This window comes from Methylobacterium sp. 13MFTsu3.1M2, assembly GCF_900112625.1.
Lineage (GTDB): Bacteria > Pseudomonadota > Alphaproteobacteria > Rhizobiales > Beijerinckiaceae > Methylobacterium.
Window position 1 is genome coordinate 230,906 of the sequence record NZ_FOMM01000005.1, and the last position, 16,798, is coordinate 247,703.

A 16,798-nucleotide genomic window follows, 5' to 3' on the forward strand; every position below is an offset into this window, starting at 1 on the left:
CCCGACCTAGAGCATTTTCGCGCCGGACGGAACCGGGCGGCGCCTCAGGCCTCCTCGCCGCCCTCGGGACCGGCCTCGGCGCCCTCGTCCTCGCCCTCGATGTGCTCCACCGAGACGACTTTCTCGTCCTTGGCGGTGTTGAACACCGTCACGCCCTGCGAGGCGCGGCCGACGATGCGGATGTCGTCCACCGGCACGCGGATCAGCTGGCCGCCGTCGGTGACCAGCATGATCTGGTCCGAGGCCTCGACCGGGAAGGACGCCACGAGGCTGCCGTTGCGGGCATTGACCCGCATCGCCGTGATGCCCTTCCCGCCGCGTCCCGAGGTCCGGTACTCGAACGACGAGGAACGCTTGCCGAAGCCCCGCTCCGACAGGGTCAGCACGTACTGCTCGGCCGCGCCCATCTCGTTGTAGCGGTCGAGCGAGATCGCCGCCGCCTCGGCGCCGTCCTCGGGCTCCGCGTCGCCGTTCTCCTCGGCCTCGCCGGTCACGGCGCGGCGCATCTTCAGGTAGCCGGCCCGCTCCTCGGCGCTGGCGTCGAAGGCGTTCAGGATGGTCATCGAGATGACCCGGTCGTCCTTGGTCAGCAGGATGCCGCGCACGCCGGTCGAGTCGCGGCCCTTGAAGACGCGCACGTCCTCGACGGGGAAGCGGATGCACTGACCCAGAGCGGTGGTCAGCAGCACGTTCTGGTCCGGCCGGCAGATCTCGACGTGGACGATGTGGTCGCCCGGGTCGAGCTTCATGGCGATCTTGCCGTTGCGGTTCACCGTGGTGAAGTCCGAGAGCTTGTTGCGCCGGACGTTGCCGCGCGCGGTCGCGAACATGACGTCGAGCGTCTCCCACGACGCCTCGTCCTCGGGCAGCGGCATGATCGTGGTGATGCGCTCGGAGGTGTCCTGCAATTGCAGGATGTTCACCAGCGCCTTGCCGCGGGCGTTCGGGGCGGCCATCGGCAGCCGCCAGACCTTCTCCTTGTAGGCCTGGCCCTGGCTGGAGAAGAACAGCACCGGCGTGTGGGTGTTGGCCACGAACAGGCGAGTGACGAAATCCTCGTCGCGGGTCGCCATGCCGGAGCGGCCCTTGCCGCCGCGGCGCTGGGCTCGGTAGGTCGAGAGCGGCACGCGCTTCACGTAGCCGGCGTGCGACACGGTCACCACCATGTCCTCGCGGGCGATCAGGTCCTCGTCCTCGACGCTGCCGTCGAAGTCGACGATCTCGGTCCGGCGCGGGGTGGCGAACTGCTCGCGGACCTCGGCGAGCTCGCCCTTGACGATGCCCTGGATGCGGGCGCGCGAGCGCAGGATGTCGAGGTAGTCGGCGATCTCGTCCGCCAGCGTCTTCAGCTCGTCGCCGACCTCGTCGCGGCCCAGAGCCGTCAGGCGCTGCAGGCGCAGGTCGAGGATGGCGCGGGCCTGGGTCTCGGACAGGCGGTAGGTCCCGTCCTCGGCGACGCGGTGGCGCGGGTCGTCCACCAGCGCGATCAGCGGCGCGATGTCGTGGGCCGGCCAGTCGCGGGCCATCAGGGCCTCGCGGGCCGTGTTCGGGTCCGGCGAGGTCCGGATCAGGCGGATCACCTCGTCGATGTTGGCGACCGCGATCGCGAGGCCGCACAAGACGTGGGCGCGCTCGCGGGCCTTGCCGAGCAGGAACTTGGTCCGGCGGGAGACGACCTCCTCGCGGAAATCCACGAAGGCCTGGAGCAGGTCCTTCAGGTTCATCAGCTCGGGGCGGCCGCCGTTCAGCGCCACCATGTTGCAGCCGAAGGAGCTCTGCAGCGGCGTGAACCGGTAGAGCTGGTTCAGCACCACGTCGGCCATGGCGTCGCGCTTGATCTCGACGACGATGCGCATGCCCGTCCGGTCGGATTCGTCGCGCAGGTCGGAGATGCCCTCGACCCGCTTCTCCTTCACCAGTTCGGCGATCTTCTCGACGAGCGTCGCCTTGTTCACCTGATAGGGAATCTCGGTGAAGATCAGCGCCTCGCGCTCCTTGCGCAGCTCCTCGACATGCGACTTGGCGCGCATGATCACCGAGCCGCGGCCCGTCGCGTAGGCCTGCCGGGTGCCGGCGCGGCCGAGGATCATGCCGCCGGTCGGGAAGTCCGGGCCGGGCACGATCTCGGTGAGCTGCTCGATGGTCAGGCCCGGATCGTCGATCAGCGCCACGCAGGCGTCGATCAGCTCGCCGAGATTGTGCGGCGGGATGTTGGTCGCCATGCCGACCGCGATGCCGCCCGCGCCGTTGACCAGCAGGTTCGGGAAGCGGGCCGGCAGGACGGTCGGCTCCTCGCGCGACTCGTCGTAGTTCGGTCCGAAATCGACGGTGTTCTTGTCGATATCGGTGAGCAGCGCGGTCGCGGGCTTGGCCAGCCGCGATTCGGTGTAGCGCATGGCGGCCGGCGGATCGCCGTCCACCGAGCCGAAATTGCCCTGCCCGTCGATGAGCATGAGGCGCATGGAGAAGTCCTGCGCCATCCGCACGAGGGCGTCGTAGATCGATTGGTCGCCGTGCGGGTGGTACAGACCGATCACGTCGCCGACGATGCGGGCCGACTTGACGTATTTCCGCTCGGGCAGGTGCCCGGATTCGAAGGCGGAGTAGAGGATGCGCCGGTGCACCGGCTTGAGACCGTCGCGGGCGTCGGGAAGCGCCCGGCTCACGATCACGCTCATCGCGTAATCGAGGTAGGAGCGGCGCATCTCGTCGGTGATGGAGACGGGGCGGATGTCGCTGGCGGGCGGGGCGGCGCCAGTCGGATCGTTCTCGGCCAAGTCGGTATCCGTTCTGAAGCCCGGACGGGCGGTGCTCACGGCCGTTCCCGGGTGGCGCGCGATGCGCCGGAACGGCCTCTCGGAAGAGCAGTGATATCAGACGGTTAAATAAGGTTTTCCGAGGCCGCCCGCAAGGTCGCAGCGCGGCTGCCGGCGCGCGTCCCGGCAGGGATGCGTCCCGGCCGGATCGGGCCGGGACGCGCAGGGCTGCGCTCAGTAGAACGTGACGTGCCGGTGGCCGTACGGGCGGCCGTACGGGCGGCCATGCCAGACGTGGTGGCGGTGCCAGTGCCGGCGGAAATGGTGGTGCCGGTGCCAGTGATGGCGACGGTGCCAGTGGTGGCGGCGGTGGTGCCAGTGGCGCCGCCAGTGGTGGCGGCGGTGCCAGTGGCGGCGGTGGCGCCAGTGGGCCTGCTGCACCGCGGGGGCGGGCGCGGCGGCCTCGGCGCTCGCGGGGACCGGCAGGGGCGCCGCGCGCGCGGGCGCACTCGCCAGCCCGCCGAGCAGCGCGGCGAGGAGGACCAGGATCGGCCAGGGTCGCATCGTTTCTCTCCCGTGTGAGCGCCCGTCCGAGTCCAGCGGATCCGGGCCGGCACGAGGCTCGCGCCGTCGCCTGAAACGGCCAAGGTCGGCAAACGGTTCGATCCGTTCCGACTGCGCAGACGCGCCGCCCTCGCGCACCACCCTCGCGCACCACCCTCGCGCACCACCCTCGCGCACCGCCCTTGCGCGGGGCCGGAAAGCGCCCAGTTTCCGGAGCAGGCGCTTCCGGGCCGTCTCCCGCCCGGCTTCCCGACGAGCCGCGTAAGACTCCCATGGCGTTCGCGTTCCCCGACACATTCCGCGCCCTCCTCCCGCGCCGCTTCCGGGACCGACGCCCGCGGGTCGCGGTGGTCCGACTGTCGGGCACGATCGGGGCGGTCTCGCCGCTCCGGCCGGGGCTCTCGATCGGGGGCGTCGCGGGCAGCCTGGAGCGCGCCTTCGGGATGCCGGGGGTGAAGGCGGTGGCGCTGGTGATCAACTCGCCCGGCGGCTCGCCGGCGCAGTCGCACCTGATCCACCGCCGCATCCGGGCGCTGGCCGAGGAGAAGGGCGTGCCGGTGATCGCCTTCGTGGAGGATGTCGCGGCCTCCGGCGGCTACATGATCGCCTGCGCGGCCGACGAGATCGTCGCCGATCCGACCTCGATCGTCGGCTCGATCGGCGTGGTCTCGGCCGGGTTCGGCTTCCACGGCCTCCTGGAGAAGCTCGGTGTCGAGCGCCGGGTGCACACGCAGGGCGAGGCGAAGTCGATGCTCGACCCGTTCCGCCCGGAGGATCCCGCCGACGTGGAGCGCCTGAAGCGCATCCAGGCCGACGTGCAAGACCTGTTCACCGGCCTCGTCACGGCCCGGCGCCCGGGCCTGTCGACGTCCGAGAACCTGTTCACCGGCGCGGTCTGGACCGGGCGGCAGGCGCTGCCCCTCGGCCTCGTCGACGCCCTGGGCGACGTGCGCACCGCGATGCGCGCGCGCTTCGGCGAGAAGGTCGACCTGCGCCTCGTCGCCGAGGCGCGCGGCGGCCTGCTCTCCCGCATCCTGCGCCGGGGCGGCGCGCCGGGCGGGATCGACCTGGCCGAGGGGGCGATGGCCGCGTTCGCGGAGCGCGCGGCCTTCGCCCGCTACGGGCTCTGAGGGCTCAGGCCGCGACCTGACCGAGGAAGCGCTCGATCTCGCCCTCGAGGTCGGCCGCGACCGCGTCGACGGTCTGAGCCGCCTCGGTGACCGTGGCGGCCATGCGGGCCGAGCGCCGCGCGGCGCCGGCGACCGTGGTCAGGCCGCCCGCGATGGCCTCGGTGGCGCCGGCCGTGTCGGCGACGTTGCGGGAGATCTCGGCGGTGGCCGCGCCCTGGGCCGAGACCGCCGACGCGATCCCACCCGTGGTGGCGCTGACCGCCCGCATCCGCTCGCCCATCCGGCCGATGGCCGCCACGGCCGCCGTCGTCGAGGCCTGCACGCCGGCGATCTGGCTGCCGATCTCCTCGGTCGCCCGCGCGGTCTGCGACGCCAGCGCCTTCACCTCCGCGGCCACCACGGCGAAGCCCTTGCCGGCGGCGCCGGCCCGGGCGGACTCGATCGTGGCGTTGAGCGCCAGCAGGTTGGTCTGCTCGGCGATCTGGCGGATCAGCCCGACCACCGCGCCGATGCGCCCTGCGGCCTCGGCGAGCTCGCCGATCTCGGCGTTCATGGCGTCCGACTCCGCGGCGGCCGTGGCCACCAGGGCCTCGGCCTGGTCGAGCTGGGTCTCGATCTCCGCGATGGAGGCGGAGAGCTCCTCGGCGGCGCTCGCGACGGTCTGGACGCTGGCGGAGGTCTCGTGCGAGCCGCGCTCGGTCTCGGCGACGGCGGCCTCCGCCTCGGCGGAGCTGGCCGCCATCTCGCCGGCCCGGGCGCGCATCGCGCCGGTGCTGGCGGTCAGCGCGTCCTTCAGGCGGACGATCTGGCCGCGGAACGCCTCGATGGCGCGGTCGAGGGCGGCCCGCCGCCGCGTCTCGTCAGCTGCGCTCGCGCTCTGCAGGCTCTCGAGTTCCCGGGTCCGCAGGCCGGAGACGCGCAGCACCTCGAGGGCGCGCGCCACCGTGCCGATCTCGTCGCCGCGCGCCGCGTGGGGGATCGCCGAGTCCAGGTCGCCGGCCGCGAGGGCCTCGATCCGCGCCGCGATCGCCGAGAAGGGCCGGAACAGCCGCGCCGCCGCCAGCCCGACGAGGGCACAGGCCAGCACCGCGATGATCAGGGCGGCGACGCTGAGGCTCGTCATCGTCTGGGCGTGGGCGTCGAAGTACATCTCGATCGGCAGGCCGACGAACAGGATGCCGTTCACCTTGCCGGCGGCGTCGACCGTCGGCTGGTACACCGTGTGGTAGCGCCGCCCGAACAGGGTCGCCGGCCCCTCGTAGGTTTGCCCGGCGCGGATCGCGGCCTGGGCCGGGCTGTCGGCGGCGAGCGCCGTGCCGACCGCGCGGGTCCCGTCCGCCCGGCGCACGGTGGTCTGGCGCCGTACGAAGCTGTCGGAGGCGGGCTCGTAGCTGAACACCGTCGCCAGGCCGCCCGAGTAGGCGACGGCGTCGTCCACGACGCGGGCATCGGCGAAGCCCGACAGGCTCGGCGTCGACACCCGGGCGACGCGCGCGCCGTCGAGATCCGCCGCCGCGCCCTCGACCCGCGCCGCCAGGACGAGCGCCAGAGTTCTCAGGTTGCGCTCGCCGTTGGTGCGCTGGCGCGCCTCCATCTGCGACCAAGTTTGTCGCGAGACCGTAATCCAGATGGCGCCGGCGGTGAGTGTCACGGCGAGCATCGCCAGCAGGATGACTTTCGTCGACAGAGTCATCCTGCGCAGCGAATAGGAATGTGTGCGCATCTATTGGTATCCGTGCCTATAGCCGGCCGGACACTCTGTCGTGAGGTTGAAATGACGGGTTAAGGTTCGCCAGAAAGGCGAGCCATTGCCGCAGATTTCAACCCTGCCCTGCGCGCCGGGCGGAGACGCGGGCGAGCGCCGCCAGATCCTTCTCGCCGTCGCCGTGGCTGATCGCCTCGATGAGACCGTCCCGCAGCACGCTGGCGAAGGGCATCGGCACCCCGGCGCCCTCGGCCGCCTGCAGGGCGAGCCGCACGTCCTTGGCCCCGAGCCTGAGGATGAAGCCCGGCGGCTCGTAGCGGTTCTGTGCGATCGAGGCGCCGTAGCCCTTGTAGACCGGCGAGGCGAACAGCGTGTTGGTCATCAGGTCGAGGAACTCGGCGCCCGGGACGCCGTGGCCCTCCGTCAGGGCGCAGGCCTCGGCCATGGCCTCGATCGCCGAGATCAGCATGAAGTTGCCGGCGAGCTTGACGGCGTTCGCCCGCGTCGGGTCGTCGCCGAAGCGCCAGGTCCTGGCGCCCATCGCGTCGAGGAGTGGGCCGGCGCGGTCGATGAGGGCTCCCTCTCCCGCCGCAACGATGTTGAGCTTCCCGGCCTCCGCCACGTCCGGCCGCCCGAAGACCGGGGCCGAGACGTAGGGGACGCCGGCCCGCGCGTGGACGGCGGCGAGCTGCTTCGCCAGGGCCACCGAGACCGTGCTCATCCCGATATGCAGGCCGGGGCGCTCCGGCCGGTCGAGGAGGCCGCCGGCCACGATCACGGCCTCGAGGGCCGCGTCGTCGGCCAGCATGGTGATCACGGCGTCCCCGGCGAAAGCCTCGGCGGCGCTCGCTACCGGGGTGACGCCGTCGATGCCGCGCGCGGCCTCCGGCGAGCGGTTCCAGGCGCGGACCGCGTGGCCGGCCCGGGCGAGATTGGCCGCCATGGCGCGACCCATCCGCCCCATTCCGATGAATCCGACGTCCATGCCGTGCTCCTCGACGCGCTGTGCCGTCTGCCAACTGGGAAATCCCGGCTGGCGGTCAACGGCCCCGGCCGGATTTGCGGCGCTCGCACGGCGTGGCAAGCTCGATCCATGCTGCAGAATCGCATCACCGACATTCCCGGCCTGCGGGTCGGCCACGCCACCGACCTGCGGCTCGCCAGCGGCGTCACCGCGATCGTGTTCGATGAGCCGGCCATCGCCGCGGTCGACGTGCGCGGCGGCGGGCCGGGCACCCGCGAGACCGACCTGCTCGACCCCGAGCGCACCGTGGAGCGGGTCGACGCCTTCGTGCTCTCCGGGGGCTCGGCCTTCGGCCTCGACGCGGGGGCGGGCGTGGCGGCGTGGCTCGCCGAGGCCGGGCGCGGCTTCCCGGTCGGTGCCATGCGGGTGCCGATCGTCCCCGGGGCGGTCCTGTTCGATCTCCCCAACGGCGGGGACAAGGCCTGGGGCCGCTATCCGCCCTATCGCGAGCTGGGCTTTCAGGCCGCCGCGGCCGCGGCGGAGGATTTCGCCCTGGGCTCGGTCGGGGCCGGGACAGGCGCGCGCACCGGGCGACTGAAGGGCGGGATCGGATCCGCCTCGGCGCAGGTGCCGGGAACGGGCTTCCGCGTCGGGGCGCTCGCGGCCGTGAACGCCTTCGGCAACGCGACGATCGGAGCCGGGCCGCATTTCTGGGCGGCGCCCTTCGAAGAGGGCGACGAGTTCGGTGGTCTCGGCGCGCCGGTCCGGGTGCCGCCGGAGGCCCTCGCCTTCCCGGCCCGGGCGCTGCCGGGCGCCGCCACGACGCTGGCCGTGGTGGCGACCGACGCGGCGCTGACCAAGGCGCAGTGCCGGCGCCTCGCGGTGGCCGCGCAGGACGGACTCGCCCGCGCGCTCGTGCCGGCGCACACGCCCCTCGACGGCGACCTAGTCTTCGCCGCGGCGACCGGCGCCGTGCCCCTCGCCGAACCGGTGGTCGACCTCGCCCGCCTCGGCGACGTCGCCGCGCGCGTCCTGGCCCGGGCGGTGGCCCGCGGCGTGTTCTCGGCGACGAGCCTGCCCGGGCACGCGCCGTCATTGCCCCTGGCCGGTACAGGGCTTCCACCGGCTTGGCGCGACCTGTTCGGCGCCTGATCGGCGGCCCCGCCCGCGCGCGGAACGATGCCGCAGGCCCGGGGTTACTGGCCGCGGCCGGAGGCCGCGACGCGGCCCGGATCGCACCGGGCCGCGCCCTGTGCTTAGCGGGAGAGAATCTCATGAGAATGACCGGCCTGATCGTCGCCGCGTCCGTCGCCCTGTTCGCCGGCGGAGCCCAGGCGATGCCCGTGGCACCGCTGACCGGCGGCGACGCCGCGGTCACCCTCGTCCGCGGCGGCTGCGGGTTCGGCGCCCATCGCGGGGCCTACGGCGGCTGCCGCCTGAATCGCGGCCCGCGCGGTGCGATCCGCCGCGCCGTCACCGGCGCTCCCCGCGGCTGCCCGCCCGGCCTCTATCGCGGCCCGCGGGGCGTCTGCCGCCGCTGAGTGACGGCGCTGGCGCCGCCCCCTGGGGTGGCGCCGGCGCGGGTGGCGGCTCTCGAGGGATGGCGGTCAGCGCAGGGGCGAGCGCCCCTGGGGGAGCGCGATCGTCGCGGTCGCCTCGGCGATCTGGTCCGGGCCCCCCTTCGGCGGCCAGATTCCCGCCTCGTAGGCGCGGGCTCGCAGCGCGGCCCGCTCCTCCAGGCTCGGGAAACCCCAGACGTGCGTGATGCGCGGCGCGCCGTCGAGGGCGTACATGTTGACGACGAGGTGCTGCGTGTAGGCGCGTGCCGGCCCGATCGCGGCCTCCCAGGCCGCGAGGGTCGGGGGGAGGCCCCCCGGCTTCTGGCGATAGGTCCGGATCTCGTACACCCCGCCCCGGTCGCCCGTCCGGATCGGCGGCAGGAAGGGGAACGGGGCGTAGCTGTCCATCTCCAGCGCGGTGATCACGTGCCCGGCGTTGAACGGGTTGGCGCTGAGGAGGGCGCGCCGGCGCTCGGCGGTCATGTCCTCGGGCGCCGCGAAGCCGCGCAGCACGATCAGGCGCCCCAGCGTCCCGATCTCGGTGCGCCAGCAGCCGACCAGCTCGCCCTTGGCGTCGGGATCGTCCAGCCAGGCCTCGACGCCCTCCGAGACCTGACCCACCGCGAGCAGCGGGCACGAGAGGGTCGCGAGTTCGTACAGCATGGGCGCCTCGGCGACGTCGTCCCGTCGACGTCACGCCGTCAAAGCGGGAGATCGTCTTTCGTTGCCATCGGGACGCGCGGACCAGCTCCGCGCCGCCGGCCGAGCCTCACAGCTCGGCGCGGGCATCCTCCAGCAGCTGCGCCAGCCCGCTGTCGACCTCCTCGGCGAGCATCGTCCGCTCGGCGTCGGTGAGGTCCTTGGCCCAGGCGCCGCTGCCGAACCCGTCCGTGCAGCGCGCCCGCTCCGCGGCGATGTAGGCCTCGGTCTCGACCGGCCGGGTCTTCATCGCGTGGACGAAGCCGAACCACGCCGCCCGCTCCACCACCGCGAGCCGCGCCCGCAGCCGGATGGCCACCGCCTTCTCCGGATCGATCCCGTCCGCGCTCATCGTGGTTCTCCCGCGTCCTTCTCGGCGAGCCGATCCAGCAAGCCCTGGAGCTGCCCCGGCACCGGCTCGGTCGCCGAACGCGCGTAGAGGACGCGCAGTTGCCGGCCGATCTCCGCGAGGCTCATCGAGCCCTTGGCGATCACCCGGTCGGCCTGCCGGTTCAGGCTCTCCTTCTCGGCGGCCGTGACCTCCTTGGCGGTGAGCACCACCACGGGCACGTCGCCGTCGGGCCGCGACCGGAGGGCCCGCAGGAAGCCGAACCCGTCCATCTCGGGCATCATCAGGTCGAGCAGGATCAGGCTCGGCCGCGCCTGGCTGACCCGCTCCAGGGCGATCCGGCCGTTCTCCGCCTCGTCGACGGTCCAGCCCTCGCGGCCGAGCGAGCGGCGCAGGCGCTCCCGGGCATCCGCGTCGTCGTCGACTACGAGGACCCGCGCCTCGTTCGGCGCCGCGGGCCGGTAGCGCTCCATCAGGCCCTTGAGCCGGTCCCAGTCGATCGGCTTGACGAAGTAGTCGGTGGCGCCGAGCGCCTGGCCGAGCCCCTGCTCGGCCACCACCGAGGTCATGATCACCGGCGTCCCGGCGAGGTCGGGGTCGTTGCGGACCGCGTGCAGGACCGCCCAGCCGTCCATGCGCGGCATCTCGACGTCGAGCAGGATCGCCCGCGGCTTCAGGGCCCGGGCGAGCGTCAGGCCGGCGCGGCCGTCGTTGGCGCTGCGGACGTGGAAGCCCTCGCGCTCCAGGAAGCGCTGGAGCAGCTCGCGGGCGGCCGGGTCGTCGTCGACCAGCAGCACCGTCTCGTGCTCCTCGTGCGGCTCCACCGGCGTGTGCGCCTCGGCCTCGGTCGGCGGCGCGTCCTCCGGGCGCAGGGTCGCGGGCAGGCGGATCGTGAAGGTCGCGCCCGCGCCCGGGGTGCTGGCGACGCCGATATCGCCGCCCATCGTCCGGCAGAACGCGCGGGTGATGGCGAGCCCGAGACCCGTGCCGCCGAACTGCCGGGTGGTCGAATCGTCGGCCTGGACGAAGCGCTCGAACAGGCGGTCGATCTGGGCCTCGGTCAGGCCGATGCCGGTGTCGGCGACCGCGAAGGACAGCCAGTCGGCCCCAGCCTCGCGGTGCCGCCGCACCGTCAGGGTGATCGTCCCCCGCTCGGTGAACTTCGCGGCGTTGCCGATCAGGTTCAGCAGGCACTGGCGGATCTTGGTCTGGTCCTGGTGCATGGAGCCCAGGCCGGCCTCGCCCGCCGCGCCGGCGTCGAGGACGAAGCGGTTGCCCTTCTTCTCGACCAGGGATCCGGTGGAGTCGGTGACGTCCCGGAGCAGGTCGGCCACCGTGAAGGTCTCGGCCGAGGCGGTCATGCGGCCGGCCTCGATCTTCGAGATGTCGAGGACGTCGTTGATCAGCGACAGCAGGTGGCGGGCGGCCGCCTCGATCTTGCGCAGGTCCGGCAGGAGGGCGGCCTGGCCGATATCCTCGAGCTCCTCGCCGAGCATCTCGGAGTAGCCGATCACCGCCGAGAGCGGGGTGCGCAGCTCGTGGCTCATGTTGGCGATGAACTGGCTCTTGGCCCGGTTGGCCGCCTCGGCGGCCTGCCGGGCGCGCTCCACCGCCTCCTCGGCCTCCTTGCGCTCGGTGACGTCGACGCAGGTGCCGACCCATTCCCGCAGGGAGCCGTCCTCGGCGAGGACCGGCACGCCGCGCACCTCCATGGCGCGCCAGGCCCCGTCGTGCCGGCGCAGCCTGTACTCGACCTCGTAGGTCGCGCGCGCCTCCACGCAGGCCGCCCAGGCATCGGCCGCGTGGCCCCGGTCGTCGGGATGGACGGCGTCCAGCCAGCCCCAGCCCTGGTAGGCCTCCTCGGTCTGGCCGGTATAGGTGCTCCACCGGACCTGCGGCGGCATCAGCTCGCCCGCCGCATCCGTGTTCCAGATCACCGCCGCCGAGGCGTCCACCAGCGCCCGGAAGCGCTGCTCGGAATGGCGCAGGCGCTCCTCGACCGCGCGGCGGACGGTGATGTCGGTGTTGGTCCCGTACCAGCGCAGGATCCGCCCGGATTCGTCCCGGTGGGGCAGCGCCTTCGACAGGAACCAGCGGTAGCTCCCGTCGCGGCCGCGCAGCGGGAACGTGTCTTCCCAGGACCGGCCCAGCGTGATCGCGGCGCGGTAGCGCTCGGTCACCGACGCGACGTGGTCCGGGTGGTGGACCGTGCGCCAGCCCCAGCCCCGCATCTCGTCGAGGGAGGTGCCCGTGTAGTCGTACCAGCGCTGATTGTACCAGACGATGGTGCCGTCGGCCTCGGCGATCCAGGCGAGCTGCGGCAGCGTCTCGGCGAGGTTGCGGTAATCGGCCTCCGTGACGGATCCTGGGCCGCTCTCAGTCTCGCTCATCGACCCGACGCTGTCCCGTCACCCGCCCCGCGGCGGCTCGAACCAGTATTCCTTATACACGCATCGCGTCCGGATCCGACCGCGCGGCCGCGGGGGCCGGCGGCCGGCGAAAACGCAGGGCGTCGATCGTGTAGAGCGCGAGCGCCACCCAGATCAGCGCGAGCATCAGCGCCCGATGTGGCTCGACGCGCTCGCCGTAGACGAGGACGCTCAGAACGAGCAGGCAGGTCGGCGCCACGTACTGCAGGAGGCCCAGGGTCGTGAGCCGCAGGCGCACCGCCGCCGCGGCGAACCAGATCAGCGGCAGCGCGGTGGTCAGCCCCGTGAGCATCAGCAGGGCACGGTCCCCCGCCGCGGCCGGCAGGAACGGCTCGGGCGACAGGACGAGCCAGACGATCGCCGCCGGCAGCAGCAGCAGGGTCTCGGCCAGGAAGCCGACCAGCGCGTCGACGCCGACGATCTTCCGGGCGAGCCCGTAGAGGGCGAAGCTCACCGCCAGCGACAGCGACATCAGAGGCAGTTCCCCGGCCCACACCACCGCGACGGCGACGCCCGTCGCGGCGATGCCGATCGCGACGGCCTGCGCCGGCCGCAGGCGCTCGCCCAGCACCACCCGGCCGAAGGCCACGCTCACCAGGGGATTGATGTAGTAGCCGAGGCTCGCGTCGAGCAGGTGACCCCCGCTGACGGCGTAGAGGTAGAGCAGCCAGTTCACGCCGATCATCGCCGCCGAGAGCACCAGCAGCGCGTGGCGCTTCCGGAGCGGCAGCGGAAGGTTGAGGCGGTGGCGGGCCGCCAGGATCAGCGCCAGCGCGCCGGCGAACACGCTCGACCAGACGATCCGCTCCGACAGGATGTGGTACGGCGTGTAGGCCCCGAGCATCCGGAAATGCACCGGGACCACGAGGCCCCAGCTCAGATAGGCGGCGAGCGCGTAGACGAGGCCCACGGAGTCCTCCCGGTCGACCCGGATGGGCGGCCGGGTCCGCGGGCTTTAGCCCGGACGGCCCGATCGCGACAGGCCGGGCGGTGCAGGGCTGCCATCTGGACCGGCGAGCCGACCCCGGGCGGCCCGGCTCGCGGACGGCGCTCCGGCTACGGCGCGATCCAGCCACCGGACCACCCGCCGGCCAGCCGATGCCAGGCGGCCCGGCGGTGTCCGCGGCGGTCGAGATAGAGGAAATCCAGCCGCTCGGCCCGAACCAGAACGGCGGCGAAGTGCGGCCGGCCGAGCGTCGCGGCCGCGGTCTCGTCCGGCAGGCTGTAGGCGTCCCCCGCCGGAAGCGACGTGCCGGGGCCGGGCTCGGCCCCGTAGCAGACCCGGCTCATCGCCCGGGACCCGGTCCAGGCCGCCTCGGCCAGAGCGTCGTCGGTGTGCAGCGCGGCGCGGCCCTCGACGCGGATCTGGATCTTCGCGGCCGCGTCGTAGGCGGCGAGGGCGCAGGCGGGGGCGGCCAGGATCTCGGCGGCCTTGTCGGAGCGGCGGTCGCAGTGGAACCGGAGCGTTCCCTCTCCCGGGTCGGCGGCGCGCAGGACCACGGTGCGCAGCCGCGGCCCGCCATCGGCCCCGAGCGTCGCCAGGGTCGGCAGGTGGACGCCGCCACGGCCATGGGCGGCCCCGTCCGCCAGCAGCCGCCAGAGTTCCGCGAAGGTGGCGTCGAGGTCGTCGTAGAAGGCGGGCAGCGGCGTCCGTGTCATGCGGCGCCCCGCTTCCTCCGCCGCTCGCGGAAGATCAGCGCGAGGTTGCGCAGGTAGATGCCGGTGGAGAGGCTCTGGCCGATGATGATCACCGGCTCGCGGCGCACGAACCCGTAGACCAGCGTCATCATCCCGCCGAGGATCGACAGGAACCAGAACGACAGCGGCATCACGCTCCGCCCGGCCCGCTCGCTCGCGATCCACTGCAGGATGAAGCGCGATCCGAACACCACCTGGGCGACGATTCCGAACACCAGCCAGAAGTCGAGCCGGGTGACGAACACGTCGTAGAAATAGGCCGGCAGATCGTGGGCGAGCTGGATCAGCATCCGACGTCCTGGTCCGCGGGTTGGCCGGCCGGCGGCTCCGCCGGCGCGCCGGCCGGGCCGGCGATCTCCTCGGGCCGCGGGTCCGCGCGCTTGCGCCGGATCAGCCACCAGACGCCGGCGAGGTCGAGGAGCCCGACCCAGAGGCGGTCGAACAGGCCGTAATTGGACACCCCCGTCAGCCGCGGCCGGTCGACCACGTCGCGGTGGACGACGGAGAAGCCCTCGCGGGCGACCAGGGCCGGCATGAACCGGTGCAGGGCGTCGAAATACGGCAGCCTGAGATACACGGCGCGGCGGAAGACCTTCAGGCCGCAGCCGGTGTCGCGGGTGGAATCGTTGAGGATCCGGCCGCGCACGCCGTTGGCGATCCGGGACTGGAGCATCTTGAAGCGGCCGTCCTTGCGGCCGCGCCGCTGGCCCTGGGCGAGACCGGCCCCCGGTCCCGCCGCCTCAAGGGCCTCGAGCAGCGCGGGGATGAAGGCCGGATCGTTCTGGCCGTCGCCGTCGAGGGTCGCGACGATCCCGCCGCGGGCCGCCAGGACGCCGCTGCGCACCGCCGCCGACTGGCCGCCGCTCCGCGCGTGGCGCAGCACCCGCAGCCAGGGGCGCCCCGCCCGGGCCGCCGCCAGGGCCGCCGGCGTGCCGTCGGTGGAGCCGTCATCCACGTAGATCAGCTCGAAGGCGAGGCCCGCGCAGGCGGCCTCGATCTCGGCCACCAGGGGCGCGATGTTGCCGGCCTCGTTCTTGACCGGCACGACGACGCTGAGATGGAGAGATCCGCTCACGGGGCCACCGCGTAGGCCGTCACGAAGACCCGGCGGCCGGTGTTGAGGTTGAAGCCCTCGACCTCCGCAAGGGGCGCGGGCGCACCCCGACCGACCGGCCAGGCCGCGTTGAAGTCGTCGCGGTCCCGGGATTCCACGAAGAGCAGGCGGCAGCCGCCGCCCTCGAGGAAAGATCGGGCGGCGGCCCCGTCGGGCGGCAGGGCGAGGCCGGTGCCGACGAGGAAGACGAGGCTCGGCTCGCGGTAGCCGAGGCTCGCCACGAGCGGGTTCGGGCAGGGCATCCGCTCGCGCAGGGCCGCGAGCCGCGGCGAGACCTTCAGGGCCGGCAGCGAGCGCTGCGCCACGCCGAGCACCGCGGGCCCGAGCAGGGCGGAGGCCAGCACGCCGAGGACGAGCGCGCGCTCGGCCGACCCGTGCGCGAAGGCGAGCCAGGCCAGGAATGCGACCGCGCAGGCGGCGGCGAGCAGCGGGAGGGCCGGCCACGGGATCGTGTGGGCGTCGAGGCGCCAGCCGGCGAGGCAGAGGCCGAGGGTCAGGGCGACCGGGATCGCCGGCAGCAGCAGGGCCGTCAGGCGGGCGCCCCGCAGGCGCGGGTCCAGCGCACCCCGGTTCAGCGCCAGCACGGTCAGGATCGCGAGCCAGGGCATCAGCGGCAGCACGTAGTGGGGCAGCTTGGTCGGCACCGCCTCGAAGATCAGCCAGGCCGGCAGCACCGCGGCGATCAGGAAGATCACGGCGGGCTCCCGCCGCGCCCGCCACGCGAAGTGCAGGCTCATGGCAGCGAAGGCCGCCCCGGGCCAGAAGGTCGCGAAGAACACGAGCGCGTAGGCTCCGGGCGGTCCCCAGTGCCGCTCGGCCACCCCGCCGACCTTGCCGAGCATGTCGTGCCCGACCGCCTCGGCGTAGAACGCGCCGCCGCTCTTCCAGGCGATCGCCGCGAACCAGGGCGCCACCAGCAGGAGCGTCAGGGCGAGGCCCGGCCCCGGCCGCAGGGGCAGCAGCCAGCGGCCGGACCGCGCGACGAGCGACAGGCCGAGCGCCGGCAGCGCGACGAAGAGCGGCACCATCGGCCCCTTCACCAGGATCCCGACCGCCATGCCGAGCCAGAGCGCCGCGAAGGTCGGCCGCGAGACCGGCCTGCCGTCCCGCGGCGCCAGCCACGCACGGGCGAGCGCGGCGAGGCTCGCGGTGGCGCAGGCGGCGAGCAGCGCGTCCGTCTTGGCGAGGTGGGCCTCGGCCGAGAGCATCAGGCAGGCGCCGTAGAGGGCAGCGGCGAGCAGCGCCGACCGCCGGGGCAGGAAGGCGAGCGCCCCCCAGTAGGCGAGCAGGACCGAGGCGACGGCGCCGATCAGCGACGGGATGCGGTACAGGGCGATCTGGGTGCGGGCGCCGGGCACGCCCAGCGCCTCGCCGGCCGCCACGGCGGCGGCCTGCGCCCAGTAGATCCCCACCGGCTTCTTGTGCCGCGCCTCGCCCTGGAAGCGGATATCCACGAGGTCGCCGCTCTCCAGCATCTGCTTCGAGGCCTGGGCGAACCGGGGCTCGTCCCGGTCCATCGGCTGCAGCGAGATCTGGCCCGGCAGGAACAGGAGCAGGCACAGCGCCAGCAGGGCGGCGGCGGCCCTGGCATGGGTGAGGCTCAGCGCGTCGAGCCCGCGGCCGATCCGGTCGACGGGGGCAAGGCGCGGCGCGCCGCCGGCGGAGAGGCTCGTGGTCATGCCGGGCCGGTCAATCAGGAACGCGGCGCGAGGTCAAATACGGCGGTGCCGTCACCGGTCGCGACGGCGCGCGCGCACATCACGATGCGCGGATGTGGCGCTGCTCCCGCCGCGCGTCCCGGCCCTGAGGTTCGCCGGTCCCCGCCTGTCGG

Annotated in this window: 15 protein-coding genes; 3 read left to right on the forward strand and 12 right to left on the reverse strand. The window is 73.5% G+C overall.

The features are described from left to right. Window positions 1-44: 44 nt before the first annotated feature. Entirely contained in the window at window positions 45-2,777 is a 2,733-nt protein-coding gene (gyrA, locus tag BM314_RS05715; protein ID WP_091977337.1) for a DNA gyrase subunit A, read from the reverse strand. Window positions 2,778-2,990: 213 nt separating this feature from the next. Beyond that, window positions 2,991-3,320, reverse strand: a complete 330-nt coding sequence (locus BM314_RS05720) for a hypothetical protein (protein WP_091977339.1) — start codon at window positions 3,318-3,320, stop codon at window positions 2,991-2,993. Window positions 3,321-3,592: 272 nt separating this feature from the next. Between BM314_RS05720 and BM314_RS05725 the strand changes: the two genes are divergently transcribed. Continuing rightward, window positions 3,593-4,450 carry a S49 family peptidase gene (locus tag BM314_RS05725; protein WP_091977340.1) on the forward strand — a complete coding sequence of 286 codons (858 nt, stop codon included), beginning with the start codon at window positions 3,593-3,595 and terminating at the stop codon, window positions 4,448-4,450. A gap of 4 nt (window positions 4,451-4,454) precedes the next feature. Here BM314_RS05725 and BM314_RS05730 read toward each other — a convergent pair whose 3' ends face one another. Then, a complete protein-coding gene (locus BM314_RS05730; RefSeq protein ID WP_091977342.1) occupies window positions 4,455-6,173 on the reverse strand; it encodes a methyl-accepting chemotaxis protein in 1,719 nt (572 codons plus the stop codon). A gap of 97 nt (window positions 6,174-6,270) precedes the next feature. Further along, window positions 6,271-7,296, reverse strand: coding sequence for an NAD(P)-dependent oxidoreductase (locus tag BM314_RS05735; protein ID WP_348272729.1), 1,026 nt, complete (start codon window positions 7,294-7,296; stop codon window positions 6,271-6,273). Between BM314_RS05735 and BM314_RS05740 the strand changes: the two genes are divergently transcribed. Next, window positions 7,249-8,271 (forward strand): P1 family peptidase, encoded by a 1,023-nt coding sequence (locus tag BM314_RS05740; RefSeq protein ID WP_091977343.1) that lies wholly within the window; start codon window positions 7,249-7,251, stop codon window positions 8,269-8,271. The genes BM314_RS05735 and BM314_RS05740 overlap by 48 nt on opposite strands. A 122-nt stretch (window positions 8,272-8,393) precedes the next feature. Continuing rightward, window positions 8,394-8,660 (forward strand): GCG_CRPN prefix-to-repeats domain-containing protein, encoded by a 267-nt coding sequence (locus BM314_RS05745; protein WP_100252347.1) that lies wholly within the window; start codon window positions 8,394-8,396, stop codon window positions 8,658-8,660. A gap of 66 nt (window positions 8,661-8,726) precedes the next feature. On the opposite strand, the gene BM314_RS05750 is transcribed toward BM314_RS05745, so the two are convergent. The 8 genes from BM314_RS05750 to BM314_RS05785 all read right to left on the reverse strand — a co-directional run bounded on the left by BM314_RS05750 (window position 8,727) and on the right by BM314_RS05785 (window position 16,646). Continuing rightward, a complete protein-coding gene (locus BM314_RS05750; protein WP_091977345.1) occupies window positions 8,727-9,341 on the reverse strand; it encodes an NIPSNAP family protein in 615 nt (204 codons plus the stop codon). Window positions 9,342-9,447: 106 nt separating this feature from the next. Beyond that, window positions 9,448-9,729 carry a hypothetical protein gene (locus tag BM314_RS05755; protein WP_056532380.1) on the reverse strand — a complete coding sequence of 94 codons (282 nt, stop codon included), beginning with the start codon at window positions 9,727-9,729 and terminating at the stop codon, window positions 9,448-9,450. Then, entirely contained in the window at window positions 9,726-12,116 is a 2,391-nt protein-coding gene (locus BM314_RS05760; protein ID WP_091977347.1) for a response regulator, read from the reverse strand. Before BM314_RS05760 ends, BM314_RS05755 begins: the two co-directional genes overlap by 4 nt. 52 nt (window positions 12,117-12,168) lie before the next feature. Then, the gene (gene rarD / locus BM314_RS05765) at window positions 12,169-13,065 is read right to left on the reverse strand and encodes an EamA family transporter RarD (protein WP_091977348.1); all 897 of its coding nucleotides are present in this window, start codon (window positions 13,063-13,065) and stop codon (window positions 12,169-12,171) included. Window positions 13,066-13,211: 146 nt separating this feature from the next. Beyond that, window positions 13,212-13,814, reverse strand: coding sequence for a pyridoxamine 5'-phosphate oxidase family protein (locus BM314_RS05770; RefSeq protein WP_020095403.1), 603 nt, complete (start codon window positions 13,812-13,814; stop codon window positions 13,212-13,214). Then, on the reverse strand, window positions 13,811-14,143 hold the full coding sequence (locus BM314_RS05775; RefSeq protein ID WP_020095404.1) for a lipid-A-disaccharide synthase N-terminal domain-containing protein: 333 nt from the start codon (window positions 14,141-14,143) through the stop codon (window positions 13,811-13,813). The genes BM314_RS05770 and BM314_RS05775 overlap by 4 nt, the downstream gene beginning before the upstream one ends. After that, a complete protein-coding gene (locus BM314_RS05780) occupies window positions 14,137-14,928 on the reverse strand; it encodes a glycosyltransferase (RefSeq protein ID WP_091680414.1) in 792 nt (263 codons plus the stop codon). The genes BM314_RS05775 and BM314_RS05780 overlap by 7 nt, the downstream gene beginning before the upstream one ends. After that, entirely contained in the window at window positions 14,925-16,646 is a 1,722-nt protein-coding gene (locus BM314_RS05785) for a glycosyl transferase (protein WP_091977350.1), read from the reverse strand. Before BM314_RS05785 ends, BM314_RS05780 begins: the two co-directional genes overlap by 4 nt. Window positions 16,647-16,798 lie beyond the last annotated feature (152 nt).

Coding starts and splice junctions, on each gene's coding strand:
- BM314_RS05720 (WP_091977339.1), bottom strand. CDS start 3,320: ATGCGACCCTGGCCGATCCTGGTCCTCCTCGCCGCGCTGCTCGGCGGG.
- BM314_RS05725 (WP_091977340.1), top strand. CDS start 3,593: ATGGCGTTCGCGTTCCCCGACACATTCCGCGCCCTCCTCCCGCGCCGC.
- BM314_RS05730 (WP_091977342.1), bottom strand. CDS start 6,173: ATGCGCACACATTCCTATTCGCTGCGCAGGATGACTCTGTCGACGAAA.
- BM314_RS05740 (WP_091977343.1), top strand. CDS start 7,249: ATGCTGCAGAATCGCATCACCGACATTCCCGGCCTGCGGGTCGGCCAC.
- BM314_RS05745 (WP_100252347.1), top strand. CDS start 8,394: ATGAGAATGACCGGCCTGATCGTCGCCGCGTCCGTCGCCCTGTTCGCC.
- BM314_RS05750 (WP_091977345.1), bottom strand. CDS start 9,341: ATGCTGTACGAACTCGCGACCCTCTCGTGCCCGCTGCTCGCGGTGGGT.
- BM314_RS05755 (WP_056532380.1), bottom strand. CDS start 9,729: ATGAGCGCGGACGGGATCGATCCGGAGAAGGCGGTGGCCATCCGGCTG.
- BM314_RS05760 (WP_091977347.1), bottom strand. CDS start 12,116: ATGAGCGAGACTGAGAGCGGCCCAGGATCCGTCACGGAGGCCGATTAC.
- BM314_RS05770 (WP_020095403.1), bottom strand. CDS start 13,814: ATGACACGGACGCCGCTGCCCGCCTTCTACGACGACCTCGACGCCACC.
- BM314_RS05775 (WP_020095404.1), bottom strand. CDS start 14,143: ATGCTGATCCAGCTCGCCCACGATCTGCCGGCCTATTTCTACGACGTG.
- BM314_RS05785 (WP_091977350.1), bottom strand. CDS start 16,646: ATGACCACGAGCCTCTCCGCCGGCGGCGCGCCGCGCCTTGCCCCCGTC.